Here is a 14,504-nt window from a genome sequence, read left to right as displayed (position 1 = left end):
GGCAGACCTGCGCCTGAACCGCTTCTCAGCAGCCCTTTCGCGCCGCGCCAGCGGCGCGCGGCCCAACAGGAGGAGATCATCTTTGATGATCGTACGACTGGCGGGAGCGCCACCTATATGCAGGTAAAAGGGGGCGCTGCCCCCGGCCCTGATGGGCCTCCCCCGGGATATTTGTGGTTAGAAGACGGTAAAGCCGCACTTGAACAAACCAGAAACATCTGCCACTGATCGCTCATGGCAAAGACAACATTCTCCTGCTCCGCCTGCGGAGCCTCCTTCTCCAAATGGTCAGGTCGTTGCGAAGGTTGCGGCGAGTGGAACACCATTTCCGAGGACAAGGGCCTCACCTCTGCCGGTCCGGCCAAGAAATCACTGGGCGCCATGCGCGGCAAGCGGCTGGTGCTGAGCGACTTGGCCACGCAAGAAACACCACCGCCGCGTACATTATGTGGGGTCGCCGAACTCGACCGTGTGCTTGGTGGCGGTTTGGTGGAGGCTTCGGCCATCCTTGTGGGGGGCGATCCCGGTATCGGTAAATCGACGCTCTTGTTGCAGGCAGCGGCGCAGTTTGCCCATGCGGGGCTGAAGACGGTCTATGTTTCGGGAGAGGAAGCCTCTGCCCAGGTGCGGATGCGCGCGCAACGGCTGGGGCTGGAGCAGGCGCCGGTCAAGCTCGCAGCAGAAACCAATCTGCGCGACATCCTGACCACGCTTGAGGCGGAAAAACCCCAGCTTGCCATTATCGATTCCATCCAGACCATGTGGGCGGACAATGTCGACAGCGCACCGGGGTCGGTGAGCCAGGTGCGCGCCGCCGCGCATGAGCTGACCACATTCGCCAAGACCAACGGCGTTAGCATCATCATGGTGGGCCATGTCACCAAGGAAGGCCAGATCGCAGGCCCCCGCGTGGTGGAGCATATGGTCGACACGGTACTCTATTTCGAGGGCGAGCGCGGCCATCAATTCCGCATCCTGCGTGCGGTCAAGAACCGCTTTGGCCCCGCCGACGAGATCGGCGTGTTTGAGATGACTGGAGGTGGCCTTGCACAGGTGGTGAACCCCTCGGCACTGTTCCTGTCGGAACGCGGTCAGCCCTCACCCGGATCAGTGGTCTTTGCCGGCATCGAAGGCACCCGGCCGGTTTTGGTGGAGATGCAGGCGCTTGTGGCGCCCTCGCCCCATTCGCAACCGCGCCGCGCGGTCGTCGGCTGGGACAGCTCGCGCCTTGCGATGATCCTTGCCGTTCTAGAAGCGCGCTGCGGCATCCCCTTTGCCGGGCTTGATGTCTATCTGAACGTCGCAGGCGGTATGAAAATCTCCGAACCCGCAGCCGATCTGGCGGTCGCCGCCGCGCTCCTGAGTGCCCGAGAAGACACAGCTCTTCCGGCGGATACGGCAATATTTGGCGAAATATCTCTCTCCGGGGCGCTCAGACCGGCCCCTCAGACCGAAAACCGGTTGAAAGAAGCGCAAAAACTTGGTTTCACGGCAGCGATCGCTCCGAGCGGTGGCAAAACTGTATCTGTCCCCGGCCTGACCCTGCGCCCGGCCGCCGACCTCACAGGATTTGTTGGCGAATATTTCGGAGCAGGCTAAAAGGCCACTCAATAGAGATTTCGCGGGCAAACAGGCGAGGGACATGGAAGGTTTCACCATTATCGACGGCGCAGTAGCGCTGGTTATCGTTGTATCGGCGCTTCTTGCCTATGCACGCGGCTTTGTCCGCGAAGTCATGGCTATCATCGGCTGGGTTGCCGCTGGTGTGCTGGCTTATATGTTCGCGCCGCAGGCCGAACCTCTGATGGCAGAGATTCCGGTGGTGGGCGACTTTATCGCCGACAGTTGCGAATTGTCGCTGATCGCCGCGTTCTTTGCGGTCTTTGCCATTGCACTGATCGTTGTCTCCTTCTTCACGCCTCTCATGGCGGGGCTGGTACAGCGCTCTGCACTTGGCGGGCTTGATCAGGGGGCTGGGTTCTTCTTTGGTGTGCTGCGCGGCATCCTGCTCGTGGTGATTGGCTTCTTTGTCTATAATGTCGTGATGACCGGGCAGAGCTTCACCATGGTGGATGAGAGCCGCTCGGCCGCAGTGTTCAACCAAGTGATCGGCAAGGTCGAAGAGCAAAACCCCGAGCAAGCGCTTGGCTGGGTGACTCAAAAGTACGAAGATCTGATCTCCTCCTGCGAAGGCTGAGAGACGTCACATTGACATATCTAAAGGGCGTCCATTTTGGGCGCCCTTTTTACATTCCCAAACAAGAATAAACCAAACCCGTGTTTCGCTGAGATCTGTTCACAGAGTTATCCTCAGCCGCCGTAAAGTGGTTAACGCGAAACCAGCAATAATTAACCATCTGTTAACAAAGAAGAATCGATTCTAAACATCTGCCCAATACAGGCGAAATCCGTCTCTAAGTGTTAACAAGTCCTTAATTACCCCCAGATCCGGCGTTAACCTTTGGGTTGTATCGTGTTTTTCCGGTCCCAAATGCGCTCTGGTACCGAAACTGTCCCAAGCCTGCCCCATTCTTGTCCCAATTCAGGGGCCAATTGAGATCAACGAAGGCAAAAAGCCTCGGCGCTCTCAGAAGGGACATTTGGACATGCTGTTGGATCACACCACCGCGTTTACAGACTATCAGCCGGTTGACCTGCTTCTGGACCTGCGTTCGGATGACGCGGAGGGTCTTAGCGCGTCCCGTCTGCGCCCTCAGCAGGGCGGTGTTTTGCCCGGCACCCTCATCGAGACAGAGTTTGGTTTCAAACAGGCCCGTACCCTGCGCCCCGGTGACATGGTGCAGACCTTCGACGGCGGCCTGCGTGAAGTGGTCAACATCCGTCACTCCGTTCCGCGCCTCACCGCCATGGTGCATGTACCTGTGGGCGCTCTGGGCAACGACGCCGCACTCGATCTTCCTTCCGATGCCATCGTCGCCATCGAAGGCGATCTGGCGCTGGAGCTTTTCGACCTGCCAGTCGTGACCGCAAAGCTGGTTGCGCTGATCGGCCACAACGGGATCAGCACAGCCCTGCCCCAACGTATCGCCCGCATCCACATCGATTGCGCCGAAGAAGAATTGCTCTGGAGCGAAGGCGGTCTGGTCCTGAACGCAGGCGCATCTGACGATGATGGGTTCTACAGTGTTCTGAGCCTCTCCGAGACCCGGATGATTGTCGAAGCTGGTCGCGAATCTTCCGTCGAGAAGAACACTGCCGCCGAGATTGACGAAGACGCAGAAGATGCGCGTTTCTTCGGTCTCGACGCAATGCCTGCACCGGCCTTTGATCCCATCGATCTGCTGTTTGGCCGCTACGCTGCCTGAAACCCAAACCTATCCAGATCGCTCTGCGCTGACATCTGACGACGATCCGGCGCCGCGCAATTCAGCCTGTGCGGGAAATCCCGCTCCGATCCGGCCCGACATTGTGATCCTTTGATGACATTGCCTGTCAGACAGCCTATGTGAGGGCCGTCACTGTTAGACAGGATTCGGAGCCAAAGCCCCTGTGTTGATCCAGTACTCAGCCGACCTGCGCAGCCGCTCTCGCGCTGCAGGTTCTGCCCCTCTGGCACCCCGCAGCCGCAGTGTGGCCCGCGCCATCGCAGCGCTGCACCGCAAAGGCTCCGCCTACCCGTTCACGAGAAATCCCCTATATCTTGGCCCAACATATGCTGTTGTAGCCTCCGTTCCCGGCGCTCGCGCCGCGACACCTCACGTCTCGGCCTTCGGGCTGTAAGCCACTCGAACGATTATATTGGAGCCTCGCCATGTGCGGTATCTTGGGCATCGCAAGCAGAAACCACCAAGTGTTTGCGGAACTCTATGACGGGCTGCTGATGCTGCAGCATCGCGGTCAGGATGCGTCAGGCATCGTCACCTACGGCGACGGGTTCTTTCGCGAACGCAAAGCCAATGGCCTTGTGAAGGATGTCTTCGGCGCAAAAGATGCCGATACCCTGCAGGGCTGCATCGGCATGGGCCATGTGCGCTACCCCACTGCCGGGTCGCTTTCGGCCGCCGAGGCGCAGCCATTCTTTGTGAACGCGCCCTACGGCATCTATCTGGTCCACAATGGCAACATCACCAACACCGAAGAGCAGCGCGCCAAGGTCACCGGCAAATACAGCCGCCACCTGCGCACCACCTCGGATTCCGAGATCATGCTCAACGTGCTGGCGGATAAGGTTGCCGATGCCATCAAGGTCAACGGCAACGCCGATCCCATCCGCAACATCTTTGCCGGTGTGAAAATGACGATGGAGCGCGTGCAGGGTGCCTATTCGGTCATCTGCCTGATTGCCGGTGTCGGCATGCTGGCCTTCCGCGACCCGCACGGCATCCGTCCACTGTCGGTGGCCAAACGCGACGCCGAAGGAAACGGTAACGATTATGCCTTTGCCTCAGAGGATGTGGCCTTTGGCATCAACGGGTTTGAAAAGCTGCGCGATCTGAAACCCGGCGAGGCCATCTTGATTGATCTCGACGGCAACAAACATGAGTTTCAGGCCGTCGAAGGCAAGCTGACGCCCTGCATCTTTGAGTATGTCTACCTCGCACGTCCCGACAGCCTGCTCGATGGGATCTCAGTTTACAAAACCCAGATCCGCATGGGGCAGACGCTTGCAAAACAGATCGAAGCCTCGGGTCTCGACATCGACGCGATCATCCCTGTGCCCGACAGCGCACGCCCCGTGGCATTGGAAGTCGCCAATATCACTGGCATCCGCTACCGCGAGGCATTGGTCAAAAACCGCTATGTGGGCCGCACCTTTATTATGCCCGGTCAGGAAGAGCGGCAAAAATCCGTGCGCCGCAAGCTGAACGCGATCCCGCGCGAAATGCAGGACCGCAATATCCTGCTGATCGATGACTCGATCGTGCGCGGCAACACCATCAAGAAGATCGTGCAGATGTGTCGTGAGGCAGGCGCCAAGAAGGTCTACATCGCCTCCGCCTCGCCTCCGGTGAAATACCCCAATGTCTACGGCATCGACATGCCCACCAAACATGAGCTGATCGCAAATGGCCGCTCCATCGAGGAGATTCGCGAGGAACTGGGCGCGGATGAGCTGTTCTACCAAAAGCTCGACGATCTGATCTGGGCCGCGCAGGGTGGCAATCCGGATATCGACACCTTTGACTGTTCTTGCTTTGACGGCAAATATGTCACCGGCTCCGTGAGCGAGGATTACCTCAACACGCTGGAAAGCAGCAGCCGCGTCAGCAAGAAAATCAAAGACATGCCCGACGCTGGCACCTCTTGGAACGGCGCAACACTGGCGACCTGAGATCAAAACGCAGGCTCCATCGCGGCACCTGCGGCGGTGCGCTCTGCCCGGTGGTGCTTTGGCACAGCGATTGCATGTCCGCGCCAACAGGCGTATGGGGCCTCATCAATCCCGATGGCGCTGATCCCGACAGATCAGCGCCATTCTCTATTTGACTTTCGAAAGGGGCGCTTTCTTGGACGCGCATCTCGCCCGCATGCTGAGTTCTTCTCGTCAGTGCCGCTGTTGCGGCGCGACGTTTGCTCAGCTTCTCAGCCTCTCCTGCGACCGCCCCGACATCGTGCCGGGCGATCTGGAGGTGCAGGACAACACAGCCGTGTTTGCGACCAATGGCGATGTGCTGACCGAGGATTTCTGCCGTTTTGGCAACCTGCGCTTCTTGCGTGCGGTGCTGGCGATCCCGCTGGCAGATTCGCGTGGCGAGGAGTTCATTCTTGGCACATGGGCCGGTGTCAGCGAGGAAGTCTTTATGGAGTATCTCGACCTCTTTGAATTGCGCGAAACCGAAAGCATGGGCTCGCGCCCCGCATGGCTCTCAAACCAGATCCCGCCAGACAGCAGTGGCCCGCTTGCTTGCATGTTGCACATGCGTCCCGACGGCCAATATCCGGAGCTTCAGGTGTCTGAGGTCAATCATGACCTTGCCCGCATGCAGGAACTTGGCCTTGATCTCGAAGAACTGCTGATCTTTTTACATGCCTATGGGCATGATCTCGCCTCGCTGGTCTACGACGCCTGACCCTCCGGCAGCAGTTCGCGCATTTGCCCACGCCGTGTCGGCTGCCCCCCGCTTAGTCGGGCACACCCCGCTTTTGCTTTGTGATCGTCGCTGATAGCAGCGGCTCAGAACCATTTGATCACCACTCACAGCTGACACATCGCGCGCTTGGGATTGCAATTTCCGCACCCAAGCGCGTCACCGGACCCCGAATGGCTAACTCACAAACCGCCACCGCCGAAGCGCTCGCCACCTCAAAGGGCGCGCTTCCAAACCGCAATCTCTCACTGATCGGCCTCTTTGGATCGGAAAACAACATGCAGGCGCTGGTGCGTTATGCCTCCGGACGTATCGAGACCGTCAAAGCCGGTGAACGCCTCAGCCTTGGCCGCATCGTCGCAATCGACCAGAACGGTCTATTGATCGAGCGGCGTGGCGAAGTGGGCCGCCTGCCGATCCTCACCAACTGAAGGCCCCCATGCGATATCCGCCGCACAAAGGCGCATCTCGTCGCAGGGCAACAGGAGGATCATCACGGGGCTTGACCCCGGAGCGGCCTCACAGCATGTAAGCGGCCATGACCGATAAACTCGCCCTCATCACCGGGGCCTCGCGGGGCCTTGGCGCCGCCTTGGCCGAAGCGCTTGCGCCCACGCATCACATCATCGCCGTCGCCCGGACAACGGGCGCGCTGGAAGAGCTCGACGACCGGATCAAAGCCGCTGGCGGCTCGGCGACACTTGCCCCCATGGACATCACCGTCCCCGAGGCAATGGCGACCCTGTGCCGTGGTATTTTTGATCGCTGGGGCAAACTCGACCTGTGGCTCCACTGCGCAATCCACGCAGCACCGCTCAGCCCTGCACATCACGTGGCCCCAAAGGACTGGCAAAAGTCCGTCACCATCAACGCGACAGCTACTTCGGTGCTGATCCCCTATGTAGCGCCTTTGCTGGGCCAGACAGGCAAGGCGGTCTTCTTTGACGACCCCCGCGCGGGCGAAAAATTCTTCGGCGCCTATGGTGCGACCAAAGCGGCGCAAATCTCCCTTGCCCGCAGCTGGCAGCAGGAAACGGCCCGCACCGGCCCAAAGGTCAAACTGCTTACACCACCCGCCATGCCCACGGCTCTGCGCGCCCGTTTCTTCCCGGGCGAAGACCGCGAGACCCTGACCTCGCCAGCGCAGGCCGCAGCCACACTGCTGCCCGACATTCTGGCAGACTGAGGCCCGCCCTCTTCTAACAAAAAATATCCCGGGGTCCGGGGCAGCGCCCCGGCTCTGCCCCAGAGCCTTGGTCATTCCGGGCGATTTGGCCACACCAGCACCGCCGCACAACTGAAAATGCGGGCAAAAACCTTGCCCTGTGCCGCCCTGCCGCCTATTCAAGGGCGCAGTCGCTGCCCCCATCTATTGGGTTCGCGCAGACAAAAAAACGTGAATAATCCGCAGATATGCTAAGGGGTCACAATGCGCATTCTGGTCACCAATGACGACGGCATCAGCGCACCGGGACTGGCCGTTCTGGAACAGATCGCCGCTGAACTCGCAGGCCCGGATGGCGAGGTCTGGACCGTTGCCCCCGCCTTTGAGCAATCCGGCGTTGGTCACTGCATCAGCTACACCCACCCCTCGATCCTGTCCGAACTCGGGCCGCGTCGCTTTGCTGCCGAGGGCTCGCCTGCCGATTGCGTGCTGGCCGCACTGCATGTGGTGATGAAAGACAATTTGCCGGACCTGATCCTCTCAGGCGTAAACCGGGGCAATAACTCCGCCGAAAACGCGCTTTATTCCGGCACATTGGGTGGCGCGATGGAGGGCGCTCTTCAGGGCGTGCCCGCAATGGCGCTCTCGCAGTATTTCGGCAGTGGCAACCGCAATCTGGACACCCCGTTTGAAGCGGCACGCCAGCACGGGGCCGCTGTGGTGCGCAAACTGCTCGCCGCTCAGCCCCAGAGCACCGACGCCTACCGGCTGTTTTACAACATCAATTTCCCCCCTGTCGCGGCAGCGGATGTCAAAGGGATCAAGGTCACCACTCAGGGCTGCCGCGAAGGCAAGCGGTTCTCCGCAGAAGAGCAATTCTCCCCGAATGGCAAGCGTTTCATCTGGGTGAAAGGCGGCGATCAGCAAATCTCGACCGCGCCGGGAACCGATGCGGCGGCCAATCTGGAGGGTTTCATCTCTGTCACTCCGATGCGCGCCGACCTCACTGCCCATGACGCGCTGGAGGCCTTGAAGGCAATCGAATGAGCGGCCCAGACGCGCAAACCAAGATGCAGTTTCTCTTTGCTCTGCGCTCGCGCGGGGTCACCGAAGGGCCAGTACTCGAGGCCATGGAGGCCGTCGACCGTGGCCTGTTCCTGCGCGGCATTTTCTCGGAACGCGCCTATGAGGACGTGCCGCTGCCGATTGCCTGCGGCCAGACGATTTCCCAGCCCTCAGTTGTTGGCTTGATGACGCAGGCGCTGCAGGTCAATGCGCGTGATACCGTGCTCGAAGTGGGCACTGGTTCTGGCTATCAGGCTGCAGTGCTCGCCAAACTCGCACGTCGCGTCTACACGGTGGATCGCCACGGGCGACTGGTGCGCGAGGCCCGGCAGGTGTTTCAGAAAATGGGCCTGTCAAATATCACCTCAATGGTCGGCGATGGCAGCTTTGGGATGCCCGATCAGGCTCCGTTTGATCGAATCATTGTGACCGCCGCCGCCGAAGACCCCCCCGGACCGCTGCTTGCTCAATTGAAGGTTGGCGGTATCATGGTGGTGCCGGTGGGGCAGTCCGATGCTGTTCAGACGCTGATCCGCGTCCGAAAGACGGAAAATGGGCTGGAATATGACGAATTGCGCCCGGTGCGCTTTGTTCCGTTGCTGGAAGGGCTTGGAAAAGACACCTGAGCTGTCCTATTCCGTGGTCAGCCCCGTTGTGCGGTGGCGCCACGCTCGGTTCAGGCCCGGGCCAGATACTTCGCCGCTGCCGTCAAAGTCTCCGCCATAACGGGGACGCCATTCGAGGAGAGCAAGAGATATGACCCGCCCCAGCAAGGTCTTCCGCCCGATCCCCCTGCGCCCCGCAGTTCTGTTGCCGCTGGTTTTGGTGGCCGCAGCCTGTACCGAACCACTGGATTATGACCTGCGCGGTCAACTCGGCGCGTTCAACACCTCCAAAGCGGCCCAGACCGCCACCGAGAACCGCCCTGCGCCAGACAGCCGTGGCCTGATCACCTACCCCTCATATCAGGTGGCCGTCGCGCGCAATGGCGACACCGTCGCCGATCTGGCGGGCCGGGTCGGACTTCCTGCGGTCGAGGTTGCGCGCTTTAACGGCGTGGAAACCACAGATCCCCTGCGAAAAGGCGAGGTGCTAGTGCTGCCACGCCGCGCGCCAGAAACTTCGGCACGTGGCGGCAACGCGGCCCCCGGCGGCGTCGATATCGCCTCTCTGGCAGGCAGCGCCATCGACAGCGCCCCGTCCACATCGCCCAACCCCGGATCTGTCACCACGACGACGCTGCAGAACACTCCTGCAAAACCCGCACCGGCTCGTGTGCAGGATGGGCCGGAGCCCGTGCGCCACAAGGTCACCCGCGGCGAGACAGCCTATACCATTGCCCGCCTCTATCAGATTCCGGTGAAATCACTGGCGGAATGGAACGGGCTTGGCAGCGATTTTGCCATCCGCGAAGGTCAATATCTGCTGATCCCGCTCAAAGATCCCAAGGCACCGCCGCCGAAGGTTGAGACGCAAGAAACCGTGACCGCGCCCGGTCAGGGCAGCTCGACGCCCACACCCCCAAGCGCCACGCAGCCGTTGCCGGATGAGAAAGTCAAACCCGCAGCACAAGCCCGCGCAGAACCCGCCCCGACGGTAAAGGTCGAAGAGCCGACTCGCGCCTCACAGGCGGCAATGGCCTATCCGGTCACCGGCAAGATCATTCGCGCCTATTCCAAGGGTAAGAATGATGGTATCGACATTTCAGCGGCACCGGGCAGCGCTGTAAAGGCCGCCGCCGCAGGCACAGTTGCGGCCATCACCGCAGACTCCAACAAAGTGCCGATCATCGTGATCCGTCACGACCGCAATCTGTTGTCTGTCTATGCCAATGTGGATGGCATCAAGATCAAGAAGGGCGACCGCGTGAACCGCGGCCAGACCATCGCAAGTCTGCGCAGCAGCGCTGAAGAGGCCTATGTTCACTTCGAGGTGCGCGACGGCTTCGAAAGCGTCGATCCCCTGCCTTATCTGCAGTAACACATCCCAACACGGCATATATGGCGAGATGCGCCCGCGCCGGACCGCCAGGTCCGGCGCCCAGCCCAACGGGAGCGGGGCGCTCTGCGCCCCAGCGACGGGCGGGAGCCTCCCCCCCCTTCTGGCCTATTCCATCAGCCTGAAATTCTCTCGGATGACTCTGCTATGCTTGCCTTGATCAAGGCAGCACTCCCGCCCGTTTCCATCGCCGCAAAGCGACGATCAAAACCGTTGGGCCCGGCGCCGCGTCCCTGACGGGCCGCGGCGGATACCCGCACCAGTGTCAGCGCAGCGCCACACCCTTACGCCCTGCCAGATCGGTGAAGAACTGCCACGCCACCCGGCCCGACCGTGCACCGCGCGTCGCCTGCCACTCCACCGCCTCGGCCCGCAGTGTCTCGGCGTCGACTTCGATGCCATATGCCGTACAATAGCCCTCGATCATCGCCAGATAGGCGTCTTGATTGCAGGGATGGAACCCAAGCCAAAGACCAAAACGATCCGAGAGCGAGACTTTTTCCTCCACCGCCTCGGAGGGGTTGATCGCCGAGGAGCGCTCATTTTCGATCATGTCCCGGGGCATCAGATGGCGGCGGTTGGAGGTGGCGTAGAACACCACATTCTCAGGCCGACCCTCGATGCCGCCGTCCAGCACCGCTTTGAGGCTCTTGTAGTGCTGGTCGTCATGGCTGAACGACAGATCATCGCAAAACAGGATAAACCGGTAAGGCGCGCCGCGCAGATGGTTCAGCAGGCGCGCCACCGAAGGCAGATCCTCGCGTTGCAGTTCCACCAGCTTCAGATCGGAATGCGCGGCTGTCAGCGCGCCGTGGATGGCCTTCACCAGCGAAGATTTCCCCATGCCGCGTGCGCCCCACAACAGCGCATTATTGGCCGCGTGACCTGCTGCAAAACGGCGGGTGTTTTCCAACAGCGTGTCGCGCGAGCGGTCAATCCCCACCAGGAGATCCAATTCCACGCGGTTGATCTCAGGCACCGGTTCCAAACGATCCGGGCCAACATGCCAGACGAACCCAGAAGCCGCCGCAAAATCCGGTGTCGCCAGCGGGGCGGGCGCCATGCGCTCCAGCGCGTCTGCAATGCGGCTAAGTGTGTTGTCGTCCATGCCTTCCTCCACGTCTGAGTGCGGCCATGACAAAGCACGATTGCCCCCGCGCAACAAGAGCGCACAAACCTGCCCGCAATATTCGCGCGAAAGACATGCATTCACGCGCAGCCACATGCACGCGCGATCCTGCAACGGCAGAGCGCGAAACACGAAACCGAACATGGAAAAAGGCGCGCCTCAAAAAGCGCGCCTCCTTCATTCATAAGAGCTGTTTTCGTGCTTACTCGCCGTCCAGTTCATCATCGTAGAACCCTTCGGCGCGCAGTTGTTCTTCGCGCTTTTTCTCGACACGCGCGACGAGGAAGATCGACACCTCATAAAGCCCGTAGACCACCGTGAAGAGTATGATCTGGGTGATGACATCCGGCGGTGTGACCAGCGCGGCCAGAACCAGAATGGCCACCACGGCATATTTGCGCATGGCCCCCAGCCCTTCGGCACTCACCAGACCGGCCTTGCCCATCAGCGTCAAAAGCACAGGCAACTGGAAGCACAGGCCAAAGGCCATGATGAATTTGAGCGTGATATCAAGGCTCTCGTTCACCTTGCCAAAGAAGGTGATCTTCACTCCTTCTGTGGTTTCCGGCACCACTGCCACATCCACGGGCACGTCGCCTCCGGTTGCCTGCGACAACAGGCCCGCAAAAATCGAACTCACGTCCGCAAAGCCCAGAAAGAACTGCATCGCCAGCGGTGTCACCACAAACTGCGCAAAGCTCGCGCCCAGCAGGAACATGAAAGGCGAGGCAATCAGGAACGGCAAAAACGCGCCCTTTTCGCTCTTGTAGAGCCCCGGTGCCACGAACCGCCACAGCTGAAATCCGATCACCGGGAAGGACAGCGCAAAGCCGAACACCATGGAGATCCGGAACAGTGTGAACAGATATTCCTGCGGCGAGGTATATTGCAGCGTCGGGGAAGGATCGCCCAATTCGCGCAGGGTTTGCTCGATCGGGGATACAAGAAACTGCAAGATCGGCTCGGCCACCATAAAGGCCAGCACGATACCCACAGCAAAAGCGAGCACCGCCCGGATGAGGCGGCTGCGCAGTTCCGCCAGATGCTCGATCAGCGGCGCTGTGGAATCGTCTAGATCGTCTGTTTGGCTCATGCCTTAGTCTCACTGTCAGAAGACGGCGCGCCGCTTGATGTTGCTGCCAGTGCCGCCTCGGCCTCTTCTGCCTTGGCCATCGCCTCGGCAGCCTCCTTGGCCTTGCGCTCTGCCGCAGCACGCGCGGTGGCGGCCTGTATCTTCTTGGCGCTTTCGGCCCGGTCGGCGGCCAGCTTGCCGGTCTCGCTGTCGGGGTCGAATTTCGTTGGGTCGATGGAATCTGTCAGATCGCGTGTCGCCTGTTTGACACTGTCCATCGCCGATCCCATCGGATTCGTCGCTGTTTTAAAACTCTTCTGGATGTCACTGACGCCCGCCTCATCCGCCGCGTCTTCCATCGCGCGGCTGAATTCACGGGCCATGCCGCGTGCCTTGCCCACAAACCGGCCCACATTGCGGAACAACATGGGCAGATCCTTGGGCCCGACCACGATCAGGGCAACGACGCCAATGACCAGAAGCTCTGTCCAGCCAAGATCGAACATCTAGGAGTTACGCCTTGTCTTTGTCGGCTTCGGGAGTGACGTCGCGCGCTTGATCGGCAGCGTCGTCTTCCAGCTCTTTGCTGCCCTCGCTGATGCCTTTTTTGAAGGAGGTGATACCTTTGCCCACTTCGCCCATCAGCGAAGAGATCTTGCCGCGGCCAAAGAGAACCAGAACCACGACGGCGATGAGGAGAATGCCGGGAAGGCCGATGTTGTTGAGCATGGGTGTTGCCTTTCGTTATGCGGGGCGCGGGATCGGGCCACAGCCCAAAGCGCCAAAATAGGTTGTCCTGTCCTGAGTGATAGGCGCTGCACGCGCCGGAGCAAAGCGCAGGCTGGCAGATCGGAGCGCCCATTGCCCTCACATATACGGTTTTTTCAATCCGCCATCACTCAACTGACAGGTTTGTGTCAGTTGCCCTGCCTTAGGACAGGATCATCGAAACCGTCAAGACAAGGATGACGACAGATGACCAAGACCGTGGTGGAAGTGGTAACCTTCAAACTGAACCCGGGCGTCAGCGACGCGGACTATGTGGCTGCCACCCAAAAGACCGAAAGCTTCATCGGCAGAATGCGCGGCTTTATTGACCGGCGCCTGTCAAAAGGCGAGGACGGCACCTGGATGGACTATGTGATCTGGGCCGATCTGGCGGCCGCGCAGGAGGCCAGCGCCAAGTTCCCGCAAGCCGACTGCACCGCCGACATCATGCGCATGATCGACCAGAGCAGCCTCGTGATGCGGCATGAGACACAGATGTGGACGATGGCCCCTGCCCCTGCGATGGGTTGACCTTGAGGTGCGGCGCAGGTGAAAGATCTCTCCATGCGCCGCACCGACCGCCTTTTTGAAATTATCCAGATCCTGCGCGATGGGAAATTACACCGGGCGCAGGACATTGCCACACGGCTGGAGGTCTCCACCCGCACCATCTATCGCGATATGGACACGCTGGTGGCGTCGGGCGTGCCGGTCGAGGGCGAGCGCGGTCTCGGCTATATGGTGCGCGAGGCGATCACCCTGCCGCCGCTGACCCTGACCCCGTCCGAGCTGGAAGCGCTCAACCTCGGCATGGCGATCGTGGCCGAAGCCGCCGATCCGGAGTTGAAGGCCGCGGCAGAGAGCCTCGCCGCAAAGGTCGATGCAGTGCTGCCGGTTGAGACCGTGACAGAGGCGGATGCCTGGAAATTCGCGGTCTACCCCTTTGCCGATGCGGCGCGGGGGTTTACCTGGATGCCGACGCTGCGGGCGGCGATCAAGGCCCGCCAGAAACTCGCCCTGCGCTATCGCCGCATTGACGAGACGCTCACCGAACGGGTGATCCGCCCCTTGCATATGGAATATTGGGGCCGGGTCTGGACCCTGACCGCATGGTGCGAGACGCGAGGGGACTTCCGGGTGTTCCGCGTCGATCTCATCGAAGGTGCCGAGGCGCTGCCGGAACTCTTCGTGGATGAGCCGGGCAAACGCTTGCAGGATTATCAAGCCTGCGAAGAGGCGCAGCATCGCACTTAGGAG

The 14,504-nt window shown here is 60.6% G+C and carries 16 protein-coding genes; 12 read left to right on the top strand and 4 right to left on the bottom strand.

Annotated features, from left to right (window positions below; all coding sequences use genetic code 11):
* Nucleotides 1–234: 234 nt before the first annotated feature.
* From radA to K529_RS05205, 10 genes are all read left to right on the top strand, one after another.
* Entirely contained in the window at nucleotides 235–1,599 is a 1,365-nt protein-coding gene (gene radA, locus K529_RS05250) for a DNA repair protein RadA (protein WP_005622540.1), read from the top strand.
* A gap of 43 nt (nucleotides 1,600–1,642) precedes the next feature.
* Nucleotides 1,643–2,197, top strand: a complete 555-nt coding sequence (locus K529_RS05245; RefSeq protein WP_005622538.1) for a CvpA family protein — start codon at nucleotides 1,643–1,645, stop codon at nucleotides 2,195–2,197.
* Nucleotides 2,198–2,606: 409 nt separating this feature from the next.
* Complete coding sequence (locus K529_RS05240) at nucleotides 2,607–3,326, top strand: Hint domain-containing protein (RefSeq protein ID WP_005622536.1); 720 nt, start codon at nucleotides 2,607–2,609, stop codon at nucleotides 3,324–3,326.
* Nucleotides 3,327–3,772: 446 nt separating this feature from the next.
* Nucleotides 3,773–5,293: an amidophosphoribosyltransferase gene (gene purF / locus K529_RS05235; RefSeq protein WP_005622534.1), complete on the top strand. Its 1,521-nt coding sequence runs from the start codon at nucleotides 3,773–3,775 to the stop codon at nucleotides 5,291–5,293.
* A 175-nt stretch (nucleotides 5,294–5,468) separates the two neighbouring features.
* Nucleotides 5,469–6,032 carry a DUF2199 domain-containing protein gene (locus tag K529_RS05230; protein WP_005622531.1) on the top strand — a complete coding sequence of 188 codons (564 nt, stop codon included), beginning with the start codon at nucleotides 5,469–5,471 and terminating at the stop codon, nucleotides 6,030–6,032.
* 191 nt (nucleotides 6,033–6,223) lie between these two features.
* Nucleotides 6,224–6,481, top strand: a complete 258-nt coding sequence (locus K529_RS05225) for a hypothetical protein (protein WP_005622529.1) — start codon at nucleotides 6,224–6,226, stop codon at nucleotides 6,479–6,481.
* Between the two features lie 107 nt (nucleotides 6,482–6,588).
* Nucleotides 6,589–7,236, top strand: a complete 648-nt coding sequence (locus K529_RS05220) for an SDR family NAD(P)-dependent oxidoreductase (protein ID WP_046002020.1) — start codon at nucleotides 6,589–6,591, stop codon at nucleotides 7,234–7,236.
* Nucleotides 7,237–7,479: 243 nt separating this feature from the next.
* Entirely contained in the window at nucleotides 7,480–8,262 is a 783-nt protein-coding gene (gene surE / locus K529_RS05215; protein WP_005665157.1) for a 5'/3'-nucleotidase SurE, read from the top strand.
* Entirely contained in the window at nucleotides 8,259–8,906 is a 648-nt protein-coding gene (locus K529_RS05210) for a protein-L-isoaspartate(D-aspartate) O-methyltransferase (RefSeq protein ID WP_005665154.1), read from the top strand. Before surE ends, K529_RS05210 begins: the two co-directional genes overlap by 4 nt.
* 130 nt (nucleotides 8,907–9,036) lie before the next feature.
* Entirely contained in the window at nucleotides 9,037–10,260 is a 1,224-nt protein-coding gene (locus K529_RS05205) for a M23 family metallopeptidase (RefSeq protein WP_046002019.1), read from the top strand.
* A gap of 283 nt (nucleotides 10,261–10,543) precedes the next feature.
* On the opposite strand, the gene K529_RS05200 is transcribed toward K529_RS05205, so the two are convergent.
* The 4 genes from K529_RS05200 to K529_RS05185 form a co-directional block, all read right to left on the bottom strand.
* Nucleotides 10,544–11,386, bottom strand: coding sequence for an ATP-binding protein (locus K529_RS05200; RefSeq protein WP_046002029.1), 843 nt, complete (start codon nucleotides 11,384–11,386; stop codon nucleotides 10,544–10,546).
* A gap of 223 nt (nucleotides 11,387–11,609) precedes the next feature.
* Entirely contained in the window at nucleotides 11,610–12,500 is an 891-nt protein-coding gene (tatC, locus tag K529_RS05195; protein ID WP_005673014.1) for a twin-arginine translocase subunit TatC, read from the bottom strand.
* Entirely contained in the window at nucleotides 12,497–12,985 is a 489-nt protein-coding gene (gene tatB, locus K529_RS05190) for a Sec-independent protein translocase protein TatB (protein ID WP_005673016.1), read from the bottom strand. Before tatB ends, tatC begins: the two co-directional genes overlap by 4 nt.
* A 7-nt stretch (nucleotides 12,986–12,992) precedes the next feature.
* Nucleotides 12,993–13,208 (bottom strand): twin-arginine translocase TatA/TatE family subunit, encoded by a 216-nt coding sequence (locus K529_RS05185; RefSeq protein ID WP_005673018.1) that lies wholly within the window; start codon nucleotides 13,206–13,208, stop codon nucleotides 12,993–12,995.
* A 246-nt stretch (nucleotides 13,209–13,454) separates the two neighbouring features.
* Between K529_RS05185 and K529_RS05180 the strand changes: the two genes are divergently transcribed.
* A complete protein-coding gene (locus K529_RS05180) occupies nucleotides 13,455–13,778 on the top strand; it encodes a hypothetical protein (protein WP_005673022.1) in 324 nt (107 codons plus the stop codon).
* Between the two features lie 33 nt (nucleotides 13,779–13,811).
* Nucleotides 13,812–14,501 (top strand): helix-turn-helix transcriptional regulator, encoded by a 690-nt coding sequence (locus K529_RS05175; protein ID WP_046002018.1) that lies wholly within the window; start codon nucleotides 13,812–13,814, stop codon nucleotides 14,499–14,501.
* Nucleotides 14,502–14,504: the final 3 nt, after the last annotated feature.

The organism is Tritonibacter mobilis F1926 (assembly GCF_000376545.2).
In the GTDB taxonomy this organism is placed as follows: Bacteria; Pseudomonadota; Alphaproteobacteria; order Rhodobacterales; family Rhodobacteraceae; genus Epibacterium; species Epibacterium mobile.
This window is presented reverse-complemented; position numbering and strand designations above follow the sequence as displayed.

Coding starts and splice junctions, on each gene's coding strand:
- K529_RS05225 (WP_005622529.1), top strand. CDS start 6,224: ATGGCTAACTCACAAACCGCCACCGCCGAAGCGCTCGCCACCTCAAAG.
- surE (WP_005665157.1), top strand. CDS start 7,480: ATGCGCATTCTGGTCACCAATGACGACGGCATCAGCGCACCGGGACTG.
- K529_RS05185 (WP_005673018.1), bottom strand. CDS start 13,208: ATGCTCAACAACATCGGCCTTCCCGGCATTCTCCTCATCGCCGTCGTG.
- K529_RS05205 (WP_046002019.1), top strand. CDS start 9,037: ATGACCCGCCCCAGCAAGGTCTTCCGCCCGATCCCCCTGCGCCCCGCA.
- K529_RS05245 (WP_005622538.1), top strand. CDS start 1,643: ATGGAAGGTTTCACCATTATCGACGGCGCAGTAGCGCTGGTTATCGTT.
- K529_RS05180 (WP_005673022.1), top strand. CDS start 13,455: ATGACCAAGACCGTGGTGGAAGTGGTAACCTTCAAACTGAACCCGGGC.
- purF (WP_005622534.1), top strand. CDS start 3,773: ATGTGCGGTATCTTGGGCATCGCAAGCAGAAACCACCAAGTGTTTGCG.
- K529_RS05175 (WP_046002018.1), top strand. CDS start 13,812: ATGCGCCGCACCGACCGCCTTTTTGAAATTATCCAGATCCTGCGCGAT.
- tatC (WP_005673014.1), bottom strand. CDS start 12,500: ATGAGCCAAACAGACGATCTAGACGATTCCACAGCGCCGCTGATCGAG.
- K529_RS05210 (WP_005665154.1), top strand. CDS start 8,259: ATGAGCGGCCCAGACGCGCAAACCAAGATGCAGTTTCTCTTTGCTCTG.
- K529_RS05240 (WP_005622536.1), top strand. CDS start 2,607: ATGCTGTTGGATCACACCACCGCGTTTACAGACTATCAGCCGGTTGAC.
- K529_RS05200 (WP_046002029.1), bottom strand. CDS start 11,386: ATGGACGACAACACACTTAGCCGCATTGCAGACGCGCTGGAGCGCATG.
- tatB (WP_005673016.1), bottom strand. CDS start 12,985: ATGTTCGATCTTGGCTGGACAGAGCTTCTGGTCATTGGCGTCGTTGCC.
- radA (WP_005622540.1), top strand. CDS start 235: ATGGCAAAGACAACATTCTCCTGCTCCGCCTGCGGAGCCTCCTTCTCC.
- K529_RS05220 (WP_046002020.1), top strand. CDS start 6,589: ATGACCGATAAACTCGCCCTCATCACCGGGGCCTCGCGGGGCCTTGGC.